General features: G+C 68.3%; 26 protein-coding genes. 10 read left to right on the plus strand and 16 right to left on the minus strand.

Annotation, left to right across the window (positions count from 1 at the left end):
* Window positions 1-109 precede the first annotated feature (109 nt).
* Window positions 110-436, plus strand: coding sequence for a helix-turn-helix domain-containing protein (locus ACYCO6_RS33245; protein ID WP_459767439.1), 327 nt, complete (start codon window positions 110-112; stop codon window positions 434-436).
* 94 nt (window positions 437-530) lie between these two features.
* On the opposite strand, the gene ACYCO6_RS33250 is transcribed toward ACYCO6_RS33245, so the two are convergent.
* Complete coding sequence (locus ACYCO6_RS33250; RefSeq protein ID WP_459767441.1) at window positions 531-785, minus strand: hypothetical protein; 255 nt, start codon at window positions 783-785, stop codon at window positions 531-533.
* Between the two features lie 512 nt (window positions 786-1,297).
* Here ACYCO6_RS33250 and ACYCO6_RS33255 point away from each other — a divergent pair.
* Window positions 1,298-1,921: a sigma-70 family RNA polymerase sigma factor gene (locus ACYCO6_RS33255; RefSeq protein WP_459773836.1), complete on the plus strand. Its 624-nt coding sequence runs from the start codon at window positions 1,298-1,300 to the stop codon at window positions 1,919-1,921.
* Between the two features lie 46 nt (window positions 1,922-1,967).
* On the opposite strand, the gene ACYCO6_RS33260 is transcribed toward ACYCO6_RS33255, so the two are convergent.
* Window positions 1,968-2,663 carry a 5-formyltetrahydrofolate cyclo-ligase gene (locus tag ACYCO6_RS33260; RefSeq protein ID WP_459767443.1) on the minus strand — a complete coding sequence of 232 codons (696 nt, stop codon included), beginning with the start codon at window positions 2,661-2,663 and terminating at the stop codon, window positions 1,968-1,970.
* A gap of 603 nt (window positions 2,664-3,266) precedes the next feature.
* On the opposite strand from ACYCO6_RS33260, the gene ACYCO6_RS33265 reads away from it, so the two are divergent.
* Together ACYCO6_RS33265 and ACYCO6_RS33270 are read left to right on the plus strand one after the other, a co-directional pair.
* Window positions 3,267-4,655 carry an NAD(P)H-dependent oxidoreductase gene (locus ACYCO6_RS33265; RefSeq protein WP_459767445.1) on the plus strand — a complete coding sequence of 463 codons (1,389 nt, stop codon included), beginning with the start codon at window positions 3,267-3,269 and terminating at the stop codon, window positions 4,653-4,655.
* Window positions 4,656-4,742: 87 nt separating this feature from the next.
* Entirely contained in the window at window positions 4,743-4,901 is a 159-nt protein-coding gene (locus ACYCO6_RS33270) for a hypothetical protein (protein WP_459767447.1), read from the plus strand.
* 12 nt (window positions 4,902-4,913) lie between these two features.
* On the opposite strand, the gene ACYCO6_RS33275 is transcribed toward ACYCO6_RS33270, so the two are convergent.
* The 3 genes from ACYCO6_RS33275 to ACYCO6_RS33285 form a co-directional block, all read right to left on the minus strand.
* Window positions 4,914-5,846, minus strand: coding sequence for a glycosyltransferase family 2 protein (locus ACYCO6_RS33275; RefSeq protein WP_459767449.1), 933 nt, complete (start codon window positions 5,844-5,846; stop codon window positions 4,914-4,916).
* A 5-nt stretch (window positions 5,847-5,851) separates the two neighbouring features.
* A complete protein-coding gene (locus ACYCO6_RS33280; RefSeq protein ID WP_459767451.1) occupies window positions 5,852-6,883 on the minus strand; it encodes a glycosyltransferase family 2 protein in 1,032 nt (343 codons plus the stop codon).
* A gap of 216 nt (window positions 6,884-7,099) precedes the next feature.
* A complete protein-coding gene (locus ACYCO6_RS33285) occupies window positions 7,100-7,258 on the minus strand; it encodes a hypothetical protein (RefSeq protein ID WP_459767453.1) in 159 nt (52 codons plus the stop codon).
* 242 nt (window positions 7,259-7,500) lie between these two features.
* On the opposite strand from ACYCO6_RS33285, the gene ACYCO6_RS33290 reads away from it, so the two are divergent.
* Window positions 7,501-7,722 (plus strand): DUF6894 family protein, encoded by a 222-nt coding sequence (locus ACYCO6_RS33290; RefSeq protein WP_459767455.1) that lies wholly within the window; start codon window positions 7,501-7,503, stop codon window positions 7,720-7,722.
* 193 nt (window positions 7,723-7,915) lie between these two features.
* On the opposite strand, the gene ACYCO6_RS33295 is transcribed toward ACYCO6_RS33290, so the two are convergent.
* Both ACYCO6_RS33295 and ACYCO6_RS33300 read right to left on the minus strand, forming a co-directional pair.
* A complete protein-coding gene (locus tag ACYCO6_RS33295) occupies window positions 7,916-8,992 on the minus strand; it encodes an acyltransferase family protein (RefSeq protein WP_459767457.1) in 1,077 nt (358 codons plus the stop codon).
* A gap of 313 nt (window positions 8,993-9,305) precedes the next feature.
* Window positions 9,306-9,458: a hypothetical protein gene (locus ACYCO6_RS33300; protein WP_459767459.1), complete on the minus strand. Its 153-nt coding sequence runs from the start codon at window positions 9,456-9,458 to the stop codon at window positions 9,306-9,308.
* Window positions 9,459-9,671: 213 nt separating this feature from the next.
* On the opposite strand from ACYCO6_RS33300, the gene ACYCO6_RS33305 reads away from it, so the two are divergent.
* Both ACYCO6_RS33305 and ACYCO6_RS33310 read left to right on the plus strand, forming a co-directional pair.
* Entirely contained in the window at window positions 9,672-10,409 is a 738-nt protein-coding gene (locus ACYCO6_RS33305) for a sugar transferase (protein WP_459767461.1), read from the plus strand.
* A gap of 147 nt (window positions 10,410-10,556) precedes the next feature.
* Window positions 10,557-10,787: a hypothetical protein gene (locus ACYCO6_RS33310; protein ID WP_459767463.1), complete on the plus strand. Its 231-nt coding sequence runs from the start codon at window positions 10,557-10,559 to the stop codon at window positions 10,785-10,787.
* Between the two features lie 340 nt (window positions 10,788-11,127).
* On the opposite strand, the gene ACYCO6_RS33315 is transcribed toward ACYCO6_RS33310, so the two are convergent.
* Complete coding sequence (locus ACYCO6_RS33315) at window positions 11,128-11,961, minus strand: family 16 glycosylhydrolase (RefSeq protein WP_459767465.1); 834 nt, start codon at window positions 11,959-11,961, stop codon at window positions 11,128-11,130.
* A 224-nt stretch (window positions 11,962-12,185) separates the two neighbouring features.
* On the opposite strand from ACYCO6_RS33315, the gene ACYCO6_RS33320 reads away from it, so the two are divergent.
* Entirely contained in the window at window positions 12,186-13,211 is a 1,026-nt protein-coding gene (locus ACYCO6_RS33320) for a glycosyltransferase family 2 protein (RefSeq protein ID WP_459767467.1), read from the plus strand.
* Between the two features lie 35 nt (window positions 13,212-13,246).
* Here the strand turns inward: ACYCO6_RS33320 and ACYCO6_RS33325 are convergent, their stop codons facing one another.
* The 4 genes from ACYCO6_RS33325 to ACYCO6_RS33340 form a co-directional block, all read right to left on the minus strand.
* Window positions 13,247-13,555 (minus strand): hypothetical protein, encoded by a 309-nt coding sequence (locus tag ACYCO6_RS33325; protein WP_459767469.1) that lies wholly within the window; start codon window positions 13,553-13,555, stop codon window positions 13,247-13,249.
* A 172-nt stretch (window positions 13,556-13,727) separates the two neighbouring features.
* Window positions 13,728-14,033, minus strand: a complete 306-nt coding sequence (locus tag ACYCO6_RS33330; RefSeq protein ID WP_459767471.1) for a hypothetical protein — start codon at window positions 14,031-14,033, stop codon at window positions 13,728-13,730.
* A 577-nt stretch (window positions 14,034-14,610) separates the two neighbouring features.
* Window positions 14,611-14,838: a hypothetical protein gene (locus ACYCO6_RS33335; RefSeq protein WP_459767473.1), complete on the minus strand. Its 228-nt coding sequence runs from the start codon at window positions 14,836-14,838 to the stop codon at window positions 14,611-14,613.
* Window positions 14,839-14,925: 87 nt separating this feature from the next.
* Window positions 14,926-15,147, minus strand: coding sequence for a DUF6894 family protein (locus ACYCO6_RS33340; protein WP_459767475.1), 222 nt, complete (start codon window positions 15,145-15,147; stop codon window positions 14,926-14,928).
* A gap of 414 nt (window positions 15,148-15,561) precedes the next feature.
* On the opposite strand from ACYCO6_RS33340, the gene ACYCO6_RS33345 reads away from it, so the two are divergent.
* Window positions 15,562-16,950, plus strand: coding sequence for a UDP-glucose dehydrogenase family protein (locus ACYCO6_RS33345; protein ID WP_459767477.1), 1,389 nt, complete (start codon window positions 15,562-15,564; stop codon window positions 16,948-16,950).
* Window positions 16,951-17,100: 150 nt separating this feature from the next.
* Here the strand turns inward: ACYCO6_RS33345 and ACYCO6_RS33350 are convergent, their stop codons facing one another.
* The 4 genes from ACYCO6_RS33350 to ACYCO6_RS33365 form a co-directional block, all read right to left on the minus strand.
* Entirely contained in the window at window positions 17,101-17,928 is an 828-nt protein-coding gene (locus tag ACYCO6_RS33350) for a LuxR C-terminal-related transcriptional regulator (RefSeq protein ID WP_459767479.1), read from the minus strand.
* A 739-nt stretch (window positions 17,929-18,667) separates the two neighbouring features.
* On the minus strand, window positions 18,668-19,939 hold the full coding sequence (locus tag ACYCO6_RS33355; RefSeq protein WP_459767481.1) for a glycosyltransferase family protein: 1,272 nt from the start codon (window positions 19,937-19,939) through the stop codon (window positions 18,668-18,670).
* The gene (locus ACYCO6_RS33360) at window positions 19,936-22,305 is read right to left on the minus strand and encodes a GumC family protein (protein WP_459767483.1); all 2,370 of its coding nucleotides are present in this window, start codon (window positions 22,303-22,305) and stop codon (window positions 19,936-19,938) included. Before ACYCO6_RS33360 ends, ACYCO6_RS33355 begins: the two co-directional genes overlap by 4 nt.
* A gap of 42 nt (window positions 22,306-22,347) precedes the next feature.
* Window positions 22,348-23,688, minus strand: coding sequence for a polysaccharide biosynthesis/export family protein (locus tag ACYCO6_RS33365; RefSeq protein WP_459767485.1), 1,341 nt, complete (start codon window positions 23,686-23,688; stop codon window positions 22,348-22,350).
* 333 nt (window positions 23,689-24,021) lie between these two features.
* Between ACYCO6_RS33365 and ACYCO6_RS33370 the strand changes: the two genes are divergently transcribed.
* Window positions 24,022-24,549 carry an acyltransferase gene (locus ACYCO6_RS33370; RefSeq protein WP_459767487.1) on the plus strand — a complete coding sequence of 176 codons (528 nt, stop codon included), beginning with the start codon at window positions 24,022-24,024 and terminating at the stop codon, window positions 24,547-24,549.
* Window positions 24,550-24,555 lie beyond the last annotated feature (6 nt).

Here is a 24,555-nt window from a genome sequence, read left to right on the forward strand (position 1 = left end):
CGAAGTCCGCCCGCGTGTGTCTGGACAGTGCACCGCCATTCCAGCTATATGGTTTTTACTGTATAGGCAAAGCGTGCAGCGCCGCTCGCACGCAGGAAGGCGAAACCCCGTGTATGCGCATCACCAACGCCTGGACTCGGAGGAGGTGCTGGAGCTGCGTCGGGAAGGTGGTCGGTATCTGAAGGAATTAAGGGAGGCACGCGGCCTGTCACAACGGCAGCTCGCCGCCCTCGTCGGCGCGGAATACTATACGTTCATCTCGCAGCTTGAGACCGGGCGCGGCCGCATTCCTCCAGATCGATACCGACCGTGGGCGGAGGCGCTCGGAATGGAGCCGAGGGAGTTCGTCCGGAACGTGATGCGCTTCTACGATCCGATGACTTACGAGATCCTGTTCGGAGATCTCCCCACCCGGACCGAAGACGACGAAGCCTAGCCGTTTTCCACCTGTGGAGGCCCGCGTTCGCTCGTCGGTCGGCGCGCTCACTTGCGGATAGGCGCACGGCACGGAAACGACCATCTATCCGCGCTCAAGAAGCGGATTGATCGGCGTCGTGGGTTTTCTGCGATCCGAGGCACGAGTCATCCGATGAGGCCTCGTCGGCAGGGAATAGCGGCGCACCGACCGCAGCCATCAGCACCCGCAAACCCTCAATCCAAGCATCGACCTCGGCGCGCGAGATGCATCCGGCGCGCCGAAATACCTTGCCGGACGCGAGCGTCACCACAACGTCGAACCGGCCATCCGACCTGTCGTCGATCCGATACACGACATTGCGTGCCATCGTCGCTGCCCAATGGATCCTGACCGAGCGGGCAACAGGAGCCCCACGCACCCGGTTCATGGCCTCGCCCCGGTCAAGCGTCTTTCCCGAGCTATCCTTGCGTCTGGCACGGTCCCGTGGCGGCGGCTCGGGTGCAGCAGCACCGAGACCCGGGCATCCCTGCACGCGATGATCCTCGCGATCCCCGCTCGCCTCATCAACTCTGCTGTCGCGCCGAGTGGCGCCGCAGCCAACGCATGGGCCGCAAAGAACGATCCCCCGGCTGGGGAGTTAGATGTTCACTGTACGGTCAGGTGGCCGGGCCTATCAAAAGGGGTGAACGCTTGAAGACGCGCATTTCCGAGCAGCCCTCGCTGTGTGGCCCGCTGCGGCTCGCCGGTACGACAGGCGGGGCGCATGGCGGCCCGGAGTTCGGCGGTGCAGCGGGTGCTTTGAAAGGACGTGACTTGACGGACACGTTGATTGCCAAAGGGTTGGCGTTTCATCGGCCGAGCCGACACGCTTCCCCGGAAATGGCCTCTCTGCCCCGTGGCGTCCGGGATCACCTCGGCGCTCAGCTGCGCGCCGCCTACGAGGCGCTGACGAGGACGCAAACACCGCAGCGCCTGCTCGATCTCGTCGCACAGCTTGACACCGCGCTGGAGGGGCAAAGCCGTGAGCGCGCGTCGGATTTTCGCGCAGGGCTCACCGCAGCGCTTCCTGGGCTGCGCGCCTTCGCCTTATCGCTGGTCGCAGACGCCTCGCGCGCCGACGACCTGGTCCAGGAGACCGTGCTGCGGGCCTGGGCTCGCCAGGATCTGTTCGCAACAGGCACGAACCTGAAGGCGTGGCTCTGCACCATCCTGCGCAATCAGTTCTATACCGAGTGCCGAAAGCGTAAGCGCGAGATCGAGGATGTGGACGGCGCTGCTGCGGCTCAACTCACCGCCCCCGCTCCCCAAGAGCACGGTTCTGATCTGCAGACAGTCTGGTCGCATATTGGCAAGCTGCCCGAGCTGCAGCGCGAGGCATTGCTGCTCGTGGGTGCACAAGGCCTGACCTATGAGGCAGCCGCCGAGGTGATGGGCTGTCAGACCGGAACGGTGAAGAGTCGGGTGAGCCGCGCCCGGGCTTTGCTCGTCGCCAACCTTGCCTGAGAGAGGCTCCGCAACTCTCACGGGCAAGCTCGAGCGCAGGTTGCCGTTACGGTCCGGTTCGATCCAGGAGGCCGCCCAGATCAGAGCCGGGACGCTGCTGAACACCGTCCTCCGTCACGATGGCATCCATCGGGATGTCATGCGGCTGCGGGTGGATCGTCGCGAGTCGCGCCAGGGCGAAGCCGACACCGATGGTCAGCGGCTTCGTCGGTTGGGCCGCGATCGTCCGGTCGTAGTAACCGCCCCCGTAGCCGAGCCGGTATCCGGCCGGATCATAGCCGACCAAGGGCGCGATCAGGATGTCGGGGCGCACGGCCTCGCCGTCTGCCGGGATTGGGATGCCCCACACGCCACGGATCAGCTGCGTGTCGGCCGTCCAGGCCCGGAAGGCGAGGGGCTGCCCCTTCTCGACCACGACGGGCAGCGCCAGACGGGCTCCGCGGTCGCGCAGACTGGTCAGAATCGGTCTCGCGTCGAACTCGCCCCTGAACGGCCAGTAGCAGCCGATCAGCGCGCCGGACGAGGCCGCCAGGAGCGTTTCCAGCGCCGCGCCGAGATGTGTGCTCCACGCAGCGCGGTGCTGGGATGAGATGCGGAGCCGTCGATCGATGAGCTGCGCGCGCATCTCCTTGCGCCACTGCCGGATGGTCGGCCAATCCGTCTCGGCTCCTTGGGGGAGGTCTGAGGCGGCGGGGTCACGATCGGCCGCCAAGCCCAGGAAGCTCGGATCGAGCTCGTGCATGAAGCAGGGTGGCGAGCTGTACGCGCCGTACTCCGTACCACAGCGTTCCGAGGCATCGGATGGCGGCTCTGGCGGCTCCGTCGCGTGTGGGCCCATGGCGCTTCCCCAACGATCGCGTAGCTGCGCGCTTCCGTTCGGCCTTGACCGAACGCGCTCGGCCTAGGACTCGGCCGCTTCCGGCTGTTCCGCGAAGGTGAAGACCACCTCCCCGGTTCGCTCGCAGGACACGCTGACGGAGGTCGCCCCGTTTTGCGCGTGCTGGACTGGAAGTTGGGCCTTCGCGTGAGCGATTGCGGCCTCGAGATCGCACGGCCAGAGCTTTGCGGAACTTGTCCGCTTTCCCTTCCGGAAAGTAATCTTGTACGCCATCGTTCCCTCCGTTTTTTATGGAGGATACACCTTCCCATCGTGGAGGCACGTCTGCCCGGGACATGGCAACGATGCATGACGGGCAGGGGGCTTGATCGCGGCATCGGGCCGTCGCGAACCCTTATGAGCCCGTGCGGCCGTGAATGGTAATTTCGATTTCGCCACGCAGTGCAAATGCGGCGGGGACCGAGCTTCGCGTTGGACCGACCGCGGAGCGCCCAGGGAGAACGCCTTATGTCCTTGTTCGCCAAGCTGCAGCGGCGCGCGCAGGAGGGCCGACCCGTCCGGGTCGGCCTGATCGGCGCCGGCAAGTTCGGCTCGATGTACCTGTCGCAGGCGCCCCGCACCCCCGGGACCCACCTGATCGCGGTGGCCGACCTGTCGCCCGACCGGGCGCGGCAGTCCCTGCGGCGCGTGGGTTGGGACGAGGCCCGCTTCGCGGCGCGCGGGATGGAGGAGGCCGCGCAGGCCGGCACGACCGTCGTCACCGAGGATGCCGACGCGATGATCGCCAGCCCCTTCGTGGACATCGTCATCGACGCCACCGGCAGCCCGGCCGCCGGCATCCGCCACGCCCTCCGGGCCTTCGCGCACGGCAAGCACATCGTGATGGTCAACGTCGAGGCCGACGTGCTCGCCGGGCCGCTGCTGGCCCGCCGGGCCGCGGAGGCGGGGGTGATCTACTCCATGGCCTCGGGCGACCAGCCGGCGCTCATCGCCGAACTGGTCGACTGGGCGCGGACCATCGGGCTGGAGGTGATCTGTGCGGGTAAGGGCACCAAGTACCTGCCGGCCTACCATGCCTCCACGCCCGACACGGTCTGGGGCCATTACGGCTTCACCGACGCGCAGGTCGCGGGCGGCGATTTCAACCCGCAGATGTTTAACTCCTTCCTCGACGGCACCAAGTCGGCGCTGGAGATGGCCGCGGTGGCCAATGCCTGCGGGCTGACCCCCCCGCGCGACGGCCTCGCCTTCCCGCCCTGCGGGGTGGACGACCTGCCGAGCGTCCTGCGGCCTGTCGCGGACGGCGGCATCCTGGCGGAGCGGGGCACCGTCGAGGTGGTCTCGTCGCTGGAGCGGGACGGCCGGCCGGTGTTCCGGGACCTGCGCTGGGGCGTCTACGCGGTGTTCGAGGCGCCGAGCCCCTACGTGCGCGACTGTTTTGCCCAGTACGGGCTCAGGACCGACGACAGCGGCCGCTTCGCCGCCACCTACAAGCCCTACCACCTGATCGGCCTGGAGCTCGGGATCTCGGTGGCCTCCATCGCGGTGCGCGGTGAGGCCACCGGTGCCACCGGCGACTGGCGCGGCGACGTGGCGGCGACCACCAAGCGGCCGCTCAAGGCCGGCGAGCGGCTCGACGGCGAGGGCGGGTTCACCGTCTACGGCAAGCTGATGCCGACGGCGGACTCGCTCGCGCAGGACGCCCTGCCGATCGGGCTCGCCCACAACATGGTGCTCAAGAACGACGTGCCCGCCGGCCGGGCCGTGCGCTGGAGCGACGTCGCGTTCGACGCCGGCCAGGAAGCGATCCGCGTCCGGCGCGCGATGGAAACCCTGTTCCGGCAGGAGCTGGGCCTGGACCGGGGGAGCGGGATCGGCACGGAATCGCCAAGTTAGCGGCGAGGGCGGTTCCTTAACGGTGCGGCCCCATCCTCGGCGGCACCATGATACTGCGCGTCCGGACCGGGCGCCGGGAGCCCCGCCATGACCATCCTGAGTGTGATCTGCCTGGTCTCGGGAGGGGTGCTCGCCGGCATGGCGCCCCGGCGCTCGGTTCAGCAGGCGGCGCTGGAAAGCGCGGGGGGCAGTCTGATCGTGCTCGGCCTCGTCATCATCGGCGCGGGCCTGCCCCTGTTCCGGTAGCCGGCCGTCGCGCTACCGGTACCGCGACGGATGGTATTCGCGGTAGCTCAGCCCGAATACCGCCGCGATCAGGCCGGCACCCCGGCAGAGCGTGTAGGCCCCGCTGATCAGGTTGGCCGGCTTGAGGGACAGGCCCGCGATGCCGAGGCGCAGCAGACCCCCTGCGAGGCGGGCGAGGCCCCGGCCCGCATTGGCGAGGCGGCCGCTCACCGTCTCCGGCCGGTGCCGGCCGAGATAGGCCTCGACGCTGCCGCTGCGGTACCAGCGGGCCAGCAGCCAGCGGACGCGCATCCGGTGCGTCGGGATGCTGTCGTAGACCAGCGCCGACTCCGCCCAGGCGATGCGGTGCCCGGCGCGCAGCAGGGCGTGAAAGAAATACGTGTCCTCGCCGCCCATGGTGTTGAAGCGCATGTCGAAGGACAGGCCGAGCGCCCGGATCACCCGCAGGTCCAGGAGCGCGTTGCAGGTGTGGCCATCGGCCACGAAGCCGTCGCGGACGTCCAGGCGCTTGGCGAAGAAGCCCCCCGCCACCGCCCAGGCCGGCGGCACCCGGTCGAAGAACGGCACCACCGGACCGACGCAGGCGGCAACCCCCGACCTGAGCGCCGTCCCGAGCAGGTTGCGGAGCCAGTCCCGGTCCGGGAACTCGTCGTCGTCGATGAGCGCGATCCAATCCGCACCGACTGCCGCCGCGGCCTCCAAGCTCCTGTTGCGGACGGCGGCGAGACCGCGGGTCTCCTCCCGGGTGTAGGTGACCGGGAAGCGGCCGGTCGCCCGATAGGCCTCTACCACCGGGACGGCGGCACGGCTGCGCCCGTTGTCGACGATCAGGATCCGCAGGGCGGTCTCGGCGAGATCGCCGAGTCGCTGCTGATCCAGCGCCTTGAGCAGGCGCGCGAGCCCCGCCGGTCGCTCGCAGGTGCAGATGCAGATGCACATACGCATGCGTCTTACCTCTGTACGAGGGGGAGGGGGGGCGGCATCGCCGGCCGCAGGCGCTTGCCGGCGGCCGACAGCACGGAGGCGGCCAGGAAGCGCCAGGCCTGGGGCGTCCGGAGCGCCAGGGCGGCGGCCCGGCCCCACCGGCCCACCTGCGCTGCGTCGATGACCCGGGCGATGGCCTGCGCGGTCGCGAGGCTGTCGCGGTAGGCGCGGCTACCGTTGCGGATCTCTGCCGACCGCGTCTGGGCCGCGGCGAGAGCTCCGTGTGCCGCAAGGACCGAAAACGCCGCGTCGAGGCGCTCGATATCGACCAGGCGCAGCCGGTAGGAGAGCGAGGCGGGCCCGCGGCGGTAGCCGTAGGCGGCGTAGGAGGTGACCACGAACCGCGCGCCCGCCGCGAGGGCTGCGAGACACAGCAGGAAATCCTCGCCGATCCGGACGTCCTCGTCGTACCGGAGGCCGTGCCGGCGCAGCACGTCGGCCCGGATCATCGGCTTGAGATAGCCGAGCTTCACGCCCGGGGTGAGCATCCGGTTGCAGGCGAGATATCGGACGAGATCGACCTCGAACAGGTAGGGCTCCCGGCCTCCGTCCAGCATGCCCGGCCCCTGCGGATTGAACGCCTCCGCGAAGGGGATCGGATTGTCGGCGATGATGTCGGCATCCGCCGCCTCCGCGAGATCGATGAGCGTCCGGGAGCGATCGGGAAGGATCAGGTCGTCCGCGTCGAGGACCGCGATCCAGCGGCCTCGGGCGACCTTCAGGCCGGCATTCCGGGCCCGCGACGGGCCGCGGGGCGATTCCGAACCGTCGAGCGCGACGAGGCGGACGCGCGGGTCGGAGGCCGCCAATCGCGCCAGCACGCCGCCGGTGCCGTCGATCGAGCCGTCGTCGATGACGAGGATCTCGACCGCGACGGCGGTCTGGTCGAGGGCGGAACGGATCGCCCTCTCGATCCAGGGCGCCGCGTTGTACGCGGCCATGACGAACGAGACGTCCACGGACGTGTTCCGGCCATCGGACAAGAGTTGATCCGCCATCGCTCTTCCTGAGTCGCCGTCCGCGGTCGACCCGCGGGGCGGCCTTCTCGGTCGAGAATGCCGGGAAGCGGGCGCCGCGCACGGTGCTCAAAGGGCGTAGGGAGGGTGTCACGCCTTCCCATTGCGGGGGATGGCCGGGCTGCCGTTCGCGCGGGTCCGGCGGCCTCGGAGGAGGCGGCCACCAGAACCGAATCGCGCGAGGTCACCGCGCCGCGCTCAACGGCCGCCGCCATCCCCGTGCCCGGCCGGGCCGCCCGAAATTCGGATTGTCTTGATATTCGATAAAACCACTCGGATATGTGCACGCAATTTTTGTTTTTCATCCGCAACAGATGCGGGTTTATTCTTGAGGTCCGGATCGTCGGCGGCCGACATGTCGAATGCCCCTGAACAGGCACATCACCGCTTGTCCCCGACCGATGCGGCCGGAAGGGTGATCGTCGATACCCATAATGGATTATTCGGCGCAAATCCTGACATTATTGCAACGCACATGACAAAATCAGCTTTGACGTTTGTTAAGGTTTATATCTCCAGATGAGCATTGTCGGGCGTGAGCGAACTACGTAGGCAGTATCCAAGGGCCCTCCCGAGGGCAGCAATCAGGGAGGATTTGAGTGCCCATCCGCTTCTATTTCGACATCGAGAACGGCAAGGAGACGATCCGCGACGAGCAGGGCGTGGAAGCCGAGAGCTTGGCCGAGGCGCTGGATGAGGCCCGCAGCGTGATCGAAGAGATGGCCAGCGATCTGGCCGCGAGCGAACTGAGCGGCGCATGGACGCTCGTCGTGCGGGACGCGACCGGCACGCTGGTCGGACGGCTGCCGATCCGGCGATAGGGATGGGCCGCTTGCGGATCCGGGACATGTCTCGTCACGAGGATCAGGCTGAAGCCGCTTGAAATGGGCCCTGCGGTCACCCGTCATCCGCGGGTATCATCCCGCGCCGTCAGGTTCCGCGTATTGGGCTCCCCGTCCAAATCCCACCGCTGGCAGGCTGAGACCTGCGTCTCCGCCCACGATGCGGAGAGGCCTAGGGGCTGATCGGGACGGCAGCGCGCATCCTTCGGTGCGACGCCCGCAAGACGCGGCGCGCGGGTGATTCGAGCAGCCGCCACGAGGCCTCCGCCAGCAGCAGGGTCAGGAGCAGGTCCAGGACCATCGAGACCGAGCGTGGTCCCCCGACCGTCACGCCCGCCACGGCCAGCATCCGCTCCGCATGGAGCGGCACATGGAACAGGTAGGCCGCGTAGCTGATCACGCCGATCCGGCGCAGCCAGGGCATGTCCAGCAGGGCCACCGCGCGGCCCGTCGGGGCCTGGGCGATCTGCAGCAGCAGCAGCGCCGCCAGGATGCCGCTGAGGCGCCCGACGATCAGCCACCAGCCGGTCTGGGCCACCGCGAGCGGCAGGGCCACGAAGAGGATCAGCACGCCGGCCAAGGCGGCGTCACGCGCGAGCCAGTCCGGCAGGGGCTTCGCGCGCAGGCCGGCCAGTCCCCCGAGCGCGATCAACCCGAGATTGGCGAGCGTGTCGACATCGAAGCTCGTCGGCCAAGCGCCGGCCAGCCACAGGGCGCCATGCATGAGCACACTGGCGGCGACGAGTCCCCAGCAGAGGGGAGCGAGGCAGCGCAGCGGCAGGAACAGGGCCGCCGGCGCGAACAGCAGGTAGAATTGCTGCTCGACGGCGAGGCTCCACAGGTGGCCCAGCTCCGTCCCCCAGCCGTTCCGCTCGATATAGAAGTTCGTGAGATAGAACCACGTCGAGAGCTTGAATCCTTCGCTGCCGAGACTTTCTGGGCTGCCGAACCGGCACGCGTACATCACGAACAGGAAGGCATAGTAGACCGGCACGATGCGGGCGATCCGGTGCCGGTAGAACAGCCCGAGGCTGCCCATCGGCGTCGCAGACCCGGCTTCCACGCGCAGGCGAGAGGCGGCGAGGATGCGGATGATCAGGAAGCCGCTGAGGACGAAGAACAGCCAGACGCCCGCGGTGCCCAGGGCCTCGGTCCGCGGACTCGGCGCCTTGTGGCTGAGGAAGACCATCAGGAAGGCCACGGCCCGCAGGCCGTCGAACCCGATGATGCGGCGCTCTGGAGGGGCCACGGCTCGCCTCGCTCGGTGACGCTGCGCGCGGCCGGCCGGGCGCGGATCCGGGCCGGGACGAACGGGGCAGCCTGAAACGCCGCTATAATCCGGTCCTCGGACCAGGCCGCCGTACCTCGATGGGCTGACCGGGCCCGCCCAAAGAGTGAGCGTGCCATCGCGGCCGGTGAGGGGGATGTCGGATCCGGGCGGGTCCTCGATCGAGGGCCGGCCTGCTCGCGTCCGGGTGGATGGGCGACGGGGATAGTCAGGACTCGGGCGCTTGCGCGCGCCCCGGACGCCGATGCCGGACCGCCACCCGTCGCGGGGCCGCTCAGCGGCGCATGCCGAATAGGACGACGATGCCTACGAAGACCGATGCGCCGGCCTGGGCGGCGAGCAGCGCGCTCAGCCAGCCATGCGGCAGGGCCAGCGCGAAGCCGATCGCTCCTCCTATCAGAGCAGCGAAGACCAGCAGGACCAGCAACGACTTACCTCCATTGATGGACGGGCGGCCGTCTTGTCGAAGACACCGCCCGGATCCAGGATTTACCGAAAGGGTCTCGCATTCGATCGACGAACCCTCGCCTTGGCTGAACGCCGCCCAATCGGGCTGCGTCGCCGCCGCCCGGTCAGACCGGTCGGCGACAGCATCTCGCACGTTCTCCATCCCCCCTCCCGACCCGAGTGAGGAGCCGACATGTTGCGCCCGGCTGGGACCCCGACGCCGATCGAATCTTCGAGTCCGCAGCAAATGGTCGAGACGATCAACGAGGCGCTGGTCAAGGGCTTGCCGGCCACGGCGCACAGCTGTCCGGGGCTGCGGCTCAGTTGGGCGACGAAGCGCGTTCTCGATGCAACCATCGCGCTGACGGCCCTGTGCCTGCTGCTGCCGCTCCTCCTGTTCATCGCCCTGCTGATCTGGGGGAGCGATGGCCGGTCGCCGATCTTCCGTCACACCCGCCTGGGCCGCTACGGGCGTCCCTTCGGCTGCCTGAAGTTCCGGTCCATGGTCCCGAACGGCGACGCGGTCCTGGCGCAGCATCTCGCCGCGAACGCGCAGGCCCGGGCCGAGTGGGAGGCAACCTACAAGCTCACCCATGATCCCCGCGTGACGGCCCTGGGCCATGTGCTGCGCAGGACCTCGCTCGATGAGCTGCCGCAGCTCTGGAACGTGCTGCGCGGCGAGATGAGCCTCGTCGGGCCGCGGCCGATCGTGCAGGCGGAGGTCGTCCGCTACGGAGCGGATTTCGCGACCTGCTTTTCCGTTCCCCCGGGACTGACCGGGCTGTGGCAGGTCTCCGGCCGCAGTGACACGGGCTACGCGGAGCGCGTCGCCCTGGATTGCGCCTACGCCAGCCGGTGGACGCTCTCCCGGGACCTCGTCATCCTGCTCAAGACGGTACCGGCCGTGCTGAGCCAGCGCGGCAGCCGGTGACGTTATGACCGACCGCCCCGCACGCTCGCATGGCTGCGGGCCGGTGACGCCGCGCGCGCGTCCACCGCGGACCGGCCTCCGGCCCGCCGGCGCCACGTCCCGGGGCCGTCCAGGCCGCCAGCCCCGCATCGGCCGCGGATCGCCCCGATGAAGGGCATGATGCTCAACGCGCTGCTCGGCTTGACGCTGGGGCGCTTCGGTTCGGTCTGGCTCCTTCTGGTTTTCGTCCCGATCGTGGCGGCCGAGGTCGCCTACGGCCTGTTGATCTATCACCTCAGCGCCGGGGCATGCCTGCGGCGGGGCATGGCGTTGCTGATCTGCGGCCAGCTGGCGTTCCTTCTCGGTGCGCTGATGCGGCCGATGAACGACGAGCGGTGATGCGCTCGCCTGCGGCGGGGCTCGGTTCCGTCGTCAGGGCGTCGATCCGAAGCGACGGCCCGCCCGGTGCAGCGCGTTCGGCCGCCGGCCCTCGGCGCTTCAGGCCGGGCTTTCCTCGGCGATGGGCGCTTCGACGCACAGACGCCAGAATTCCACGAAGCCCGCAGCATAAGCCGCGATGAGCAGGACCGACCAATGCATCGCGTGGCTCCGCGGCGAACTCGGAAGCCACTCTGACGCCAAAGATGTTAAAATTCAGCCCGCCGCAGCAGCTATTCGAGACCTGTCTGAACGATCTCGCCGCGCGGCATGGTCAACACTGGGACCCAAGAGGTCTCCGTCACCGGCAGACGATCGATTCCTTGAACGCGCAAGGGTCGCCCATCCGGGTGAACGCGACCCGCTCGTAGAGCGCGGTTATCGGCCGCCCCGGATAGGCGGCCGGTCCGAGCCAGGATTCGAAGTCATGACCCTGGCCCGTCCAGATACTGAGCATGATCTTGCTGGGATGCGACGGGATCGGCCGATCAGCCGAAGCGCGCACCTCGCGCAGCAGGCGGCCGTTGACGTACCAGCGAAGGCGGTCGGGCAGCCATTCGAGGGCATAGTCGGCCGTCGTGGTGGAGGCATCGAAGCCGAGCTTCTCGAAGCTCTCGTGGCCGCCCGTGCCGGACGTGAAGTAGTTGAGCTGGACCCCGCGCGTGTCCTTGCCCAGGAACTCGAAATCGATCTCGTCGTTCGTGCGGCGGTCGCCGTCCTCCGGCCCGTTATAGGTGAAGAACGCCGAGACCAAGCCGGAGGCGGCCCCCGCCCGCATTCGGACCTCATAGGTGCCGTAGCCATAGCGCTCCCGGGTCTGAATCTCGGCGCAGCTGAAGGCGCGGTCCTTGTAGGCGGCGTCCGACACGACCAGCGTGAGTTCCCCGGGCTTGGCGATCTGGACGCGCTGGCGTGACCACGTGCATTTCTGGCCGTCGCCGTTGACCCAGCCGTCCGACACGTACCAGCGGCGGTCGCTCAGCATGTTGAATGTCTCGACGAACGAGCCGCCGCCGCGCGCGGCGGGAGCGGTCGCCGGCTGAGGAGCGGTCTCGCCGGCCTTCAGCGGGGCGGCCTGGAAGAGAAGCGCCGCCGCGCAGAGGCCGCCGCAGATCGGGCCGGACCGTATCGTCATGCACACATCCTCGCTGTCGCCGCTCCGCGGCTCCGATAGCCGGCCTCCGGGCGTTCCCGGCCGGGGCGCACCGTAGCGGCGGACGCGCGACCGGGCGGTGATCTTTCGGACGAGCGGGGCCGGCGCACGACCCCTCCTTTCGGACGATATCGCGTCCCGCGCGGGAGCCACCTACCGTCCGGCAAGAGCGGCCGGACGGCCGAGCGAAGGTTCGGAGACGCCCGTTGCGAAGCCTACAGGCCCAGCCCGCCGCCCCGGAGGTCTGCGTCATCATCGCGGCCCGGAATGCCGAGAACACCATCGCCGCCGCGATCACGTCGGCGCTCCGGCAGCCGGAGGTCGCCGAGGTCATCGTCGTGGACGACGCCTCGGACGATCGGACCGGTGTGGTCGCCGAAGCGGCCGGCGACGGTTCGGGTCGCCTGAAGCTTCTCCGACTCGCGCGCAATCTCGGGCCCGCGGCCGCCCGCAACAGGGCCCTGGCGGTCGCCACGGCGCCCCTCATCTGCATCCTCGACGCCGACGACTACTTTCTCGACGGTCGCCTGGAGCGCCTCCTGTCGGCGCCGCGCAGCTGGGACCTGATCGCCGACGACATCGTGATGGTCGGCGGGAGCGGCTCGGCGGCGGTCGCTGCTCTCGTGACCGGTCCCGGGCGGCCGCACCGGCTCTCGCTCGAAGCCTTCGTGACTGGCAACATCGGACGCCGAGGCGAGCGCCGGCGGGAACTCGGATTTCTCAAGCCGATCATGCGGCGGGCCTTCCTGGACGGCCGGGGTCTCCGCTACGACGAGCGCCTGCGGCTGGGCGAGGATTACGCCCTCTACGTCGAGGCCCTGGCGGCGGGAGCCGTCTTCACCGTGACGGCACCCTGCGGCTACGTGGCGGTCGAGCGGTCGAACTCGCTGAGCGCGCAGCACCGGACCGACGATCTCGCGGCGATCCTGGCCTTCGACGACGCGATGCTGGCGCGACCCGCCCTCGACCCGCGCACCCGCGCGGCGCTCCGGGCCCACCGCGACGCCACGATGCGGAGGTGGCAGCACCGGCGCGTCCTCGACCGGCGGCGCGCGCAGGGGTACGCCGCGGCCCTGCGGGAGCTTCTCGGTGCCCCCCGGGCGTGGTGGCACATCCTGACCGTGACCCTGGCGGCCAAGGCGGCGCGCCTCCTGCCGGCCGCCGCCCCGGACCCGCAGGCCGGCCCCCGCCTCCTGCTCGGCTGGGAGCACCGCTTGGAGCCGGCACGCTGAGATGGCCCGCAGGGCCGGGCGCCCCGTAAACGGGGTCAGCGGCCGCGCTCGTCCTTGCGCATGCGAACGGCCGCCACGTCGGACCGGACCTCGTCCAGCACGCAGCGAACACGCTCCAAGGCGCTTGAGAACATCTCGGCCGTGTCCGGATCGTCGGCGGCCCGCGCCTCACCGTGGAGGAAACTGTCCAACAGGTAGGGCATCATCTTGCCGTGGAGCGCCGCATAGGCGCCGGGGCTGGACAGTTCGTAGACGACCGCGAGAGCGTGATAGGCCCGGACCAGAACCTCAAGCGCGACATCCGCGCTATGCGCGACCCTGTCCCCATCATCGCTGCCCATCATCACGCTTGTAGAATGATTGCTGCCCACGTGCCGGGTAACATGCCTTGTTAAGACTGTCGACGTTTGTAGCCACTGCAATTATGGCAATTGGAGAGAGCGGGACCGTTTGTCGGCCGTCCATGGCTCTACTGCAACACTCAGCGTAAATCGCCGGCCAATTTCAGTAAAAACACTAGACCCGCATGTGACGCGTCGGCCGGATCATCGTGGCGATCTTGTTCTCGACCTCGACGAGAACGCCGTTCACAAGTTGAGTGGCGCCTTCGATGGTCCCGGCAGCGAGGGCGCCGTTCCCGCTCGTCTCCTGGATGATCTTGAAATTGTCCTCGACGAACGCGCGAATCTTCTGCTGGATGTCGCTGAACTCACCGGGATGGGCCGTTTCGTACAGGAGCGCCAGGGCCAGATAGGCGCGGCCGACCATGTCGAGGGCCAAGTTCGCGCTGACTTCGGTGTTCCCGGCTTCTGTCGGCGACACGGCTGGTGAATCCCTGTCAAGCACAATTCTGAAATGCTAGCACGATCTGTATTGGTCGCCAATCGACGGGCTTCTCATTTGATAACTTTATTCATTGGTTTCCGCTCGTTAAAGCCAAGTTCGGTCCCGATAGGTTCACCGCTGCCGACAAGTGCCTCTCACGGAAGGTCCGTGAGACCCCGCGGATTGAGACCGGTCCAGCGTGCGCGATCCTGATCGGCTTGGCTGGCGCGGGGCTGGTCGCGGCTCCGGGCGGCAAATCAGCGAGGGCCCTCCGTCTGTTCGTACGCGAGAGTCGGTTTTCCGAAGGCGGTTGAACGCTCAGGGAGAATGAACACCGACCCGCGATGGCAGGGATTTGGTCAGCGGTAAGACCAGCCCGCGGCACAACACAGGCGCGCGCGTGACGCGCCGGACATCCAGTGCGCTCAGAATCGCCGATGCGGGCCATCATGCTGATGGCCCGCGACTCCTCGGCAATGACAGTCTGAGCGATCGCCAAAACAGTACGACGTCGCTGGCAGGACGGTATGGAGGCTGCGCAGGCGAGTGACGGATGCTGACGCGCGAAGCGATCCTAACGCCGCGCCAGGGCGGGGCTCAGCGTCTGCGCGAGGTCCTGTTCGGCCCGCAGCCTGAGCGCCACGATCCGGTTGTGCCGCGCCAGTTCGAGGATCGACGCGGCGGCCTCCAGATCGCCGCGACCCTTCAGGGCATGGGCGGCTCGCGCCATCTCGGTCGCCATGGCCTCCGCCAGCGAGGCGGCGCGCGAGTTGTTCACGGGCGAGGAGGTTGTTCTGGCCATGGCTGCCACACGGTGAGGGCAGGGACGATCCTCCAAACCACTGGTTAACAGTGCGTTAACGATTCAACGGCCGGTCGCGACAGCGGGTCATTTCCGGATGGGAAGACGTCCGACCAGCCAGCCGGCCTCGTCCCGAACCAGCAATGTCCAGGGCGGCCCCCGGTGGCCTGCGGTAATCTCCTCGGCCATCTCGGCGATGACGCTGCGCGCTTCGAACAGAGCTTCCTCAAGGTCAGTCGCCTCGACGCCTTCCAAGTCGCGGATCGTCTCCTCGACATTTGTGATCTCGAAGTAGAAGCGCGCGGCCAACAGGGCTCTCCCCGATCGAAATCCTTGCCCGAACCTGGGTTATCATCTCGGCCGTTCGATTTCTCGGACAAAGGAAATCGATCGGTCCGAGCGGACTTAGCAATTAGGGTGAGCAGAATAAGAAAATTCACGTGGTCCACGTATAAACAGCACCGTGTAAGCATTATGAGGTATTTCATCGGACTGCCCCGCCACCTGAACGACGGGGCAGGCGCGGAGCCGGGGGCAGGTCCGGCCTCGATCCGGCCGGCGGCCGAATCGAGGTAAGCCGGAAGGGGCGCGACGGCCGAGCGAGTCCGCATTGCTGCCGCTACTCCGTCTCGGCAGAGGCGGATACGCCTTAGATATGACGTGGAGCCGTGAAGAGATCGGCATACAGCAGCGCGTCGAGATTCCCGTGGCGACGAGGCATCCATGAACATCACGATGGTCGGGTCGGGCTATGTCGGACTGGTCTCCGGCGCCTGCTTTGCCGATTTCGGCCATACGGTCGTGTGCGTCGACAGCAATCGCAGCCGGATCGACGCGTTGAATGCCGGCGAGATCCCGATTTTCGAGCCGGAACTCGCCACGCTCGTCGCGGAAAACGTCCGGCAAGATCGCTTGTCTTTCACCACCGACTTGGAGGCGGGCGTCGCGCAGGCGGATGCCGTGTTCATCGCGGTGGGCACACCGTCGCGCCGCGGCGACGGGTTCGCCGATCTGTCCTATGTCTATGAGGCCGCCCGGAGCATCGCGCGCGCGCTCACCCGTTTCACCGTGGTGGTGACCAAGTCCACCGTCCCGGTGGGCACCGGCGACGAGGTCGAGCGGATCATCCGGGAGATGCGGCCCGATGCGGACTTCGCCGTCGTGTCGAATCCGGAGTTCCTGCGCGAGGGCGCGGCGATCGCCGACTTCAAGCGGCCCGACCGCATCGTGGTCGGCGCCGAGGAGGCGCGCGCCGAGGCGGTGATGCGCGAGGTCTACCGGCCGCTCTACCTCAACGCCGCGCCGATCCTGGTCACGAGCCGCCGCACCGCCGAGCTGACCAAGTACGCCGCCAACGCGTTCCTGGCCGCCAAGATCACCTTCATCAACGAGATGGCCGACCTGTGCGAGGAAGTCGGGGCCGATGTGCAGGCGGTGGCCCGGGGCATCGGGCTCGACAACCGGATCGGCCCGAAGTTCCTGCATGCCGGGCCGGGCTATGGCGGCTCGTGCTTTCCCAAGGACACGCTGGCGCTGGTCAAGACCGCCCAGGATGCCGGCACGCCCCTGCGGCTGGTCGAGACCGTGGTGGCGGTCAACGACCAGAGGAAGCGCGCCATGGCGCGCAAGGTGATCAAGGCCTGCGGCGGCACCGTGCGCGGCAAGACCGTCGCGCTGCTCGGCCTGACCTTCAAGCCCGACACCGACGACATGCGCGACGCGCCGTCGCTGGCGATCATCGCCGGCCTGCAGGATGCGGGCGCGACGGTGCGGGCCTACGATCCCGAGGGGATGGAGCACGCGCGGGCGCTGATGCCAGCTGTGGACTACGCCGAGGATCCCTATGCCTGCGCGGAGGGGGCCGACGCCCTGGTGATCGTGACCGAGTGGAACGCGTTCCGGGCGCTCGACCTCGCGCGGCTGCGCGCCATCATGCGCCGGCCGGTCCTCGTGGATCTGCGCAATGTCTACCGGCCGGACGAGGTCAGATCTCACGGCTTCGCCTACAGCAGCATCGGCCGCGCCGCGGAGCGCCACGCTGCCGCCGAGCCGCTGCAGACCCCCGGTGCCGCCGTCCTGCGTGAGACGGCCGAGACAGTATCGGCCAGGTGAAGGGCCCGGCGCCGCCCATGGAAAACGGGCCTCCTCCCGAGGCGCCTGGTCTGGCGATCCGGGAGGAGGCCCTGATTTTTCGGCCGACCGCTCTGGGACAGCCGACTCTTCCTTATGTCCGCGCGCCGGCACTCCGGCGGCGGCCCGCGATCAGGCCGCGGGAGCCTTCATGTTCGCCAAGCTCGAATCTTCTCGAAGGAAGTACTTGTTCGTCAGGTAGGCGACCTCGGTGCGGTTCTTAGCCTTGAGTTTCTTCATGATATTGCGGACATGAACCTTCACCGTGCTTTCGCACATGTTCAGTTCATACGCGATAATCTTGTTCGGGGTGCCCTTCCGGAGCGCCCGCGCGACGCAGAGCTGGCGCGGCGAGAAGATCTCGTCGTCGCTGGTCTCGACCGGCTCGTCCACCTTTACGTTGGCCAGAAGCGGCAGCAGGCACTCCGCCGGGATGTAGACACCCCCGGCCTGCACGAGCTGGAGGGCTTGCAGAGCGATGTCGACGGACGTCGTCGTCGGGATGTAGCCTTTCACCCCGAGCTTGATGATGCGCACGATCTGGTCGAGGTTCTCGCCGTCCGAGATGACGGCCACCGGCGGCGTACCCGCGTCGCCTTGCAGCAGCGTCAGCTCCCGGGTGATCTCGGCCCACTCGGTCTCCGACAGGTTGCCGTCCGGCCGGCAGAGGACGACCACGCTGGCCGCCGTGAAGGGCGTTTGGCGCTTCCACGATTCGATGTCCGCGAAGACGTCGAACGAGGTGTTCTTGTCGGCCTCCCTGAGGGAGGCCGCGAGGCATCGACCGACGAGTTGCCTCCGATCGATGATCACGATGCGGCTTGTGCGGGCCCGGGACTGGTCCCGTTGCTCGATGACGGCCGGGCTGTCACCGACTTGCGCTCCCGAAAAGCCGCCGCGGCTCTCGGCCGTGTCCCGCTCAACGATGATGAGCTCGTCTCGAGTACCAAGACTGGCCATAGGAAACTACCTCCTTTCGCAGGAAGCCCACTGTCCGCGATGACGTGAGAACCCAATGAACCCGCCAACGGCGCGACACTGGTATACACGGTCCGGTCGGGCGCTTTGTGGCGCTCTTCGATGACCACAGATATAATACTAACTTTCGTAAAATCGTCTGTAAATACCCTATCTGCCACTAGCGAGCTCAATCTCAGGCTAAAATATAGCAGTCGTCGACTACGTACGTAGCCGGTAATTCGGTTGTTGCCGTCGCCAGTTTGGGCGCGCGCCTCGCATTTCTGAAGTCATTTGCTGCGGGCTTCCACTCTTCACCGGTCCAGCGACGTATCGACCGAAAAGGTTTGAAGTCGAAAAACAAGAAAACCGGTGATTTCTCCACCGAAGCAAATTGCCAAGCCGATCGGGCGCGCCTCGCAGGGCGAATCGCCGCCTCGGATACGACTTCCGTATTCGCGCAAGAGGTATTCGGGTGGGCTGCGGCTGTGCCCAGTGCAGGCGCCTAAACCGCCACATAGGTTAGGGGCGAAATCAGATGACAGGTCCTGACTACTGTTTTGCCGGTACGCTGTCGGACCAAGCCGGTACATGCAGGGGCAGTTTGCCGCGCTCCGGCACGGACTACCCGGCGGCAGGCCGAATCACGCACGCATGGATGGCGGGAAGCGCCCTTCCAGGGAATGGCGCGCCGATGAGCAGGGCGGCCGGCTCGTGGGTGCAGAGTACTGAAGGCTGAGGATCAGGCGACCCGGCCCAGCAGGTCACGCATGCCGCCGACATCGACGAACTTGGAGATCTCGCAAGTGAGCAGGCGGCCCTGCATCTGTACGTAGTCTGCCGGCGTGATGTCTCGCAGAAAGCCGGACACCGAATCCGCGAGCGGTTCGGGGAAGGCCCGGCCCAGCCCTTCGGCGAGCGCGTAGCGGCCGGTCGCGGTCTCGGCGCGCGCGAGCGTCAGCGCGCCGCACAGGCCGCCCTCGTAGAGCCGGTTCGGCAGCAGCCAGTCGGAATTCAGACCGTCATCGAGGTAATCGACGGCCCAGATGAAATGGACGCCGCGATAGATCTCGGGGAGGTCGCGCGGATTGGCGTAGGGACCCCGGAACGACATGTTCGGGTGGCGGCTCAGCGTCCGCGACAGGTCGCGGGGGTCGATGTCCTCCTCCGAAAGGCGGCCCGCGATGACGATCCGCACCGAGTCGCCGAGAGCCTCCGCGATGGCGGCGAGGATCGTGAGACTCCTGCGGCAACGCAGCGTGCCGAACCAGCCGATCACCCAGGGGGGACCCGGCGCACGGGTGCGGTCGAGCCGGTCGGCCACCTCGCCGAGGCGATGGCCCATGACCTTGTTCTCCAAGAGGTGCCAGGCGCCGGAGAAGCCCTGGACAGGCTGGAAGTAGCGAGTGACGAAATCCGGGGCGCTCACGACGAGGAGCGCGCTGCGCCCGAGGATCCAGCGCTCGACCGCGCGGGCCAGCCGTCCCGGCCAGTCGGGCCGCACCATCAGTCGCTGGATGTCGAGCACCTCGTAGACGAGAGGGGCGCGGCTCCCGGCGAGGCGGGCCGAGGCCCAGGCCACCAGGGCCATGTCGAGATTGCGCACGTAGATCACGTCCGCGGCACGCAGATCGCGCCAGCGCCGCAGCGCGCGGGCGACGCCGAGCGCGAGCAGCGGCAGGCGGTGTGCATAGTTCCGGTCGACGGTCTGCCCGAGCGGCACGGTATTCTTCGCCACCGGCGCGACGGCGACGCCGGGGCGGACCCGCACGAACACGTACTCGACCACGGCCCAGCCGGCATCCTGGATGGCGTCGATCCGCTTCCGCACCGTGGGCTCGGCCCGGTCGTGGCCGAAGAAGGCGACGCGGCCCGGCGCGGTGGCCCTGGCCGAGGCGGCCGCCACCGGTCCGTCCCGGCGGGCCGCACGCGGGCGGTCCTGCCGGGGCGCGGATCCATCGAAGGCGGCCGTGGCCGGGGCTGCGCAGGGGACGCCCCGATCGAGCGGGCTCATGACTGGGTGGCCTGGGTCGCGTCGGCGGCGGCCGCCGCCGGCCCCACCGCCGATTTTCTACGCAGCAGGGCGCTCAGGAAACTGCCGCGCCGGACCGAGGTCCCGTCGTTTGTCCTATTGAGGACGACGCCCAGGACCGTACCGCCGCCGGATTCGATGTCGTGCACGGCGGCCGCGACGTCGTCGATGCTCGTCTTGCCGGCTTCGACGACGATGATCAGCCCATCCAGGACGTCGAGCAGCGGCCGCAGCGTGGGGAGCTCGTCCATCGGGGGCAGGTCGACGATCATGCGGTCGAGGGTCGAGCGTCCGTCCTGAACCAGGGAGGCGACGCCGTCCGGCGTCATCAGGTCGCTGAAATGCGGGTCGTTGAGGTGGCGGTGGCCGCAGGCGAGCAGGCGCACGTCCCCAAGCTGGACCCGGACCGCCTCCTCGGTGCAGCAGCGGCCGGCGAGGACGTCGAGCAGCCCCCGCTGGTCGGCGGCCTGGCTGAGGCGCGACAGGGTGGCTTGGCGCACATCCGCGTCGACCAGCAGCACCCGGCTGGAGGCCAGGCGGGCGCGGGCGAGGAGCTGCCCGAAATTGCTGGCGAACATCGTCTTGCCGGTGCCCGCCTCGACCGACGTGACACCGATCGCGAAGACCGGCCCGCGGCGGTCGTTGCCCAGGACATGCATCTTCAGGCTGTGCAGGCGCTCGACGAATACCGATTGCGGCATGAACCGCACGGCGCTCGCCTTGAACGCCTCGACGCTGGCCGGGCGCTGCGCCTCGCTGGCATGCGACTGCGCCAGCGCCAGGGCCGCGCGGAAGCCCGGCTCGCGCCGCAGCTCGGGGAGGGCGGCGAGGCAGGTCAGGCCGTGCCCCGTCAGCTGCCCGGGCGAGCGGATGGTCCGATCGAACCAATGCCGCGCGAACGCGCTGCTCACCCCGATCCCGGTGCCGACCAGGAGGCCGAGCAGCATGATGAGGCTGCCGCGGGGGGCGCTCGGGTATTCGGGAACGACCGCCGGCGTGATCACGTGCGCGGACGGCTGCGGATAGGATTGCTGGTTGACGGCGTCGATGTAGCGTTGGAGCAGGTTCGTGTAGATCTGGTCGTAGGTTTCGGCCGTGCGGTCGAGTTCCTTCGCCTTGACCCGGGCGTTGCTCATGACGAGGGTCTTGGAGATCAGGTCGTTGAAGGCGGCGGTCATGTTGTCTTCGCGCACCTTGGCGACCTCGTAATCGTGGTCCAGCGAGCCGGCGAGGCGCTCGAGTTCGGTGCGCAGGGACAGCTTGGCCGCTTGGACGTCCCGCTGGATCGCCTGCACCGCCTCGTGGTCAGGGCCGAGCCGGCGCTTCAGGTCGTCGGCACGCTGCGCCAGCTCGACGTATTGCCGGCGGAGCTGAATGATCACCGTGTCCTTGAAGGCTTCCGTGATGCCCGGATCCGCGATGTCGGAATCGAGCAGGCCGCGGATCTGGTCGCGCACCGCGCGGGCATCGACGGTCTTGGAATGGGCGGCCGCGACGGCGGTGTTGAGTTCCTCCAGCTGCTGCTCGCCGACGAGGCCGCGCTTGCCGAGATCGATGATCGCGTGCTCGGCCTTGTAGGTCTGGGCCTCGCGGGAGGCCTGGCTCGCGCGCTGCTGCATCTCCTTCAGCCGCGGCAGCATCCACTCGCCGGCGACCTTCCAGAGCTGGGTCCGGTTCTCCAGTTCGGTGCTGACATAGGCCTCGGCCACCGCGTTCGCGACGGCGGCCGCCGTGGTGGGGGTGTCGGCGCTGTAGCCGACTTCGATGACGTAGGCCGCGCCGACGCGGTTGGTCTCCACGTTCTCGCGGATCTCCCGCGCCTGCCGCAGCTCCGGGCTGACCGCGACGTGCTCCTTGCTCGGCGGCTGGGCACCGAGCAGGCGGAGCGGGAGGTTCTTGACCGCGTTCACCACCTCGCGAAGCTCCGACACCAGCGGGTGCGGCGGGACGGCCAGCTTCTGCGAGGGCGGCAGATCGAGCTTGCGGACGGCGGCCACCGCGATCTTCTCCGAGCGGATGTACTCGACCTGGCTCTCCACCTCGGGAATTTCGAGCGGCGTCGCCGCGTTCGGCATGTCGCGGGCGGTCACGGGGCTCGTGCGGCTCTCGATGTAGACGCGGGCCCGGGCCGTGTAGATGGACGGTGCGGTCGCCACGTAGACCACGGCGCAGACCAGCCCGACTACGGCGAATACCAGGATCGATCGCCAGTTCTGCCGGGCTATCGTCAGGATGGAGACCTGGGCCTCGGTCTCGGCCGGCATCGGCGCGGCGGGCCACGGCCGCGCCCCGCTGGGGCCGGTCGCATCGACCCGGAGGAAGGACGCGCTGGTCGAGTGTCGGTTCATGGCTCTCTCCTCACCGCGGCGGGACCGCGCTTGTGCGCAGCGTCAGTTCTGACCGGTCCCGTCGCCGATCCCCCGCAGGGCGGGATCCGGCTTGAGCACGACCTCCACGACATCACCGGGCTGAAGCTCCATGTCCTCGGCCGCGTCGATTTGGATCTGGGATGAGCTGCCCTGGCGGAAGACCGAGACCGACGCGTGCGCGCGGCTTCCGGACAGGAGCTGGGCCCGGAGCGCGCCGGTGTAGACCAGCTTGTCGTTGATGCTGTTCAGTTTCGAGCGGAGCGTGGCCAGGTTGTTCTCCGAGACCTGAAGCTTCTCCAGGGCATCCATGGCCTGCTGGTCGTCCACCCGTTCGAGCTTGCGGGCGAGGTCGCTCTTGTCGCGCTCCAGCTGCGTCACCTGGACGGTGGTCTGCAGGGCCCGGGTCGAGGACAGCAGGACGGCGCGCCGTGCGTCGGTCAGGCGCGTCGTGACGACGGCGCCGCGCTGGAACAGGGCGCGCACCGAATCGTATTCGTCGGCATCGGCGGTCACGCCCTCCTTCTCCTTGCTCTGCTGCTCGGTGAGGCTGGCGAGCTGGGTCTGGGCCCGGGCGAGGGAGCGCTGCAGGTGCTCCTTCTCCTTGGCGAGGTCCGTCAGCTGGACCTTGAGCTGCTGCTCCGCGAGCCTCTGGGCCGGGGTCATGCGCGGGGACGCGGTGCCGGGCAGCGCGTCCGGGGCGGCCGGGGCCTTCTCGGCGCGCGCCGCCGCGATGACGGCCTTCAGGCGCCAGATCGTGGCGTTCTCCCGCGCGATGCTCGCCCACACGCTGTCGTACTCGGCCCGCAGGTTGGCGGACTCGATGACCGGGTTCTCCATCTTGAAGCGCAGGAGGTTGTAGCCGCCCGCGAGGGCGACCGCCTGCCGGACAGTCATGCCCGGATGGAACGGGTGCTCGCCCTGCTTGGTCACGTCGCCGCTGAGATAGACCGGCCGATACTTCGAGATCCGCACACCGATCTCGTCGGCCTCGATCACGGCGATCGATTCCTTGCCCTCCGAGTTGCGCTGCCGCACGGCTTTGGCGGGCAGCGCCTTCTGCAGGTTCTGGCGCAGCTCCGTCAGAGTCAGTCCCGAAGCCGGCACGTCCCCGAGCAGCGGGACCGTGATCGTGCCGTCCGTCCCGACCGTCGCCTCCTGTTTGAAGCTCGGGATGCTCAGGGCGCTCACCTCGATCGTGTCGCCGGGGGAGATCCGGTACTCCGCCGAGGCCGGCCGGGCGCCCAGGGTGACGAGGCAGATCGCGAGCACGGCGAGGGATCCGCGTCCCGGGCCGCGCCGGCCGGCAGCCGCGGCAGGACGCGGATCGGCGGGATCAGGCCAGGTCTTCGGCGAAGTCTTCACGCATCGTCCCCTCATGCTCGGGCGCGGCCATTGAGCGGTCGAACCGCGCGCTGGCCTCACGGGCTCATGGATGGCTGAGGCGGCATGATGCGTCCCGGCACAGCCCGCCGGGACTCCTCCAAAAGGAGGGCGTGCACATCCATGCCGGGGCGGGGGCTCGCCTTTCGGCGTAGCCTCGGCAGGCCGATCGGTGAAGGTTCGCCGGGCCGGTCGGATCCGCGATGGGCCTGTTCGCCTTTCGACGGACGAACGGCATCGAAAGCCTGGGTTCCCGACCGTCCGCAGCTCTGTGCAGTTTTGCCACACAGAAGTTCGGCGGAAGGAGCGGCGATCATGCCGATAACCGATGCGGATATTGAAAGTGATGTCGGGATATTCTACCCAGACTTAGTCAATATTTATGGCTGTAAAATCGAATCCGGGTCGCGCATCGGCCCGTTCGTCGAGATCCAGCGAGGCAGCCGCATCGGTCCGCGCTGCAAGATATCCTCGCACACCTTCATCTGCGCGGGCGTCCTGATCGGCGCGGAAGTCTTCGTGGGACACGGCGTGGTCTTCACGAACGAGCTCTATCCCGAGGCTACGAACGAGGACGGAAGCCTGAAGCGGGACGGCGAGTGGGATCTCGTCGAGACCGTGGTCGAGGCCCGCGCCTCCATCGGCTCCAACGCGACGATCGTGGCGGGAATCACCATCGGGGAGGGTGCCCTCGTGGGCGCCGGCGCGGTCGTGACTCGCGACGTCCCGCCCTACGCCATCGTCGCCGGCTGCCCCGCCCGGGTCATCGGCGACACGCGCGAGAAGCGCGCCCGATCCGCCCGGTCGCCGCTTCCGGCGGCCGAGCCTCTGCAGGTTGCTTGAGGGGAC

The sequence above is a fragment of the Methylobacterium sp. CM6257 genome, assembly GCF_054611515.1.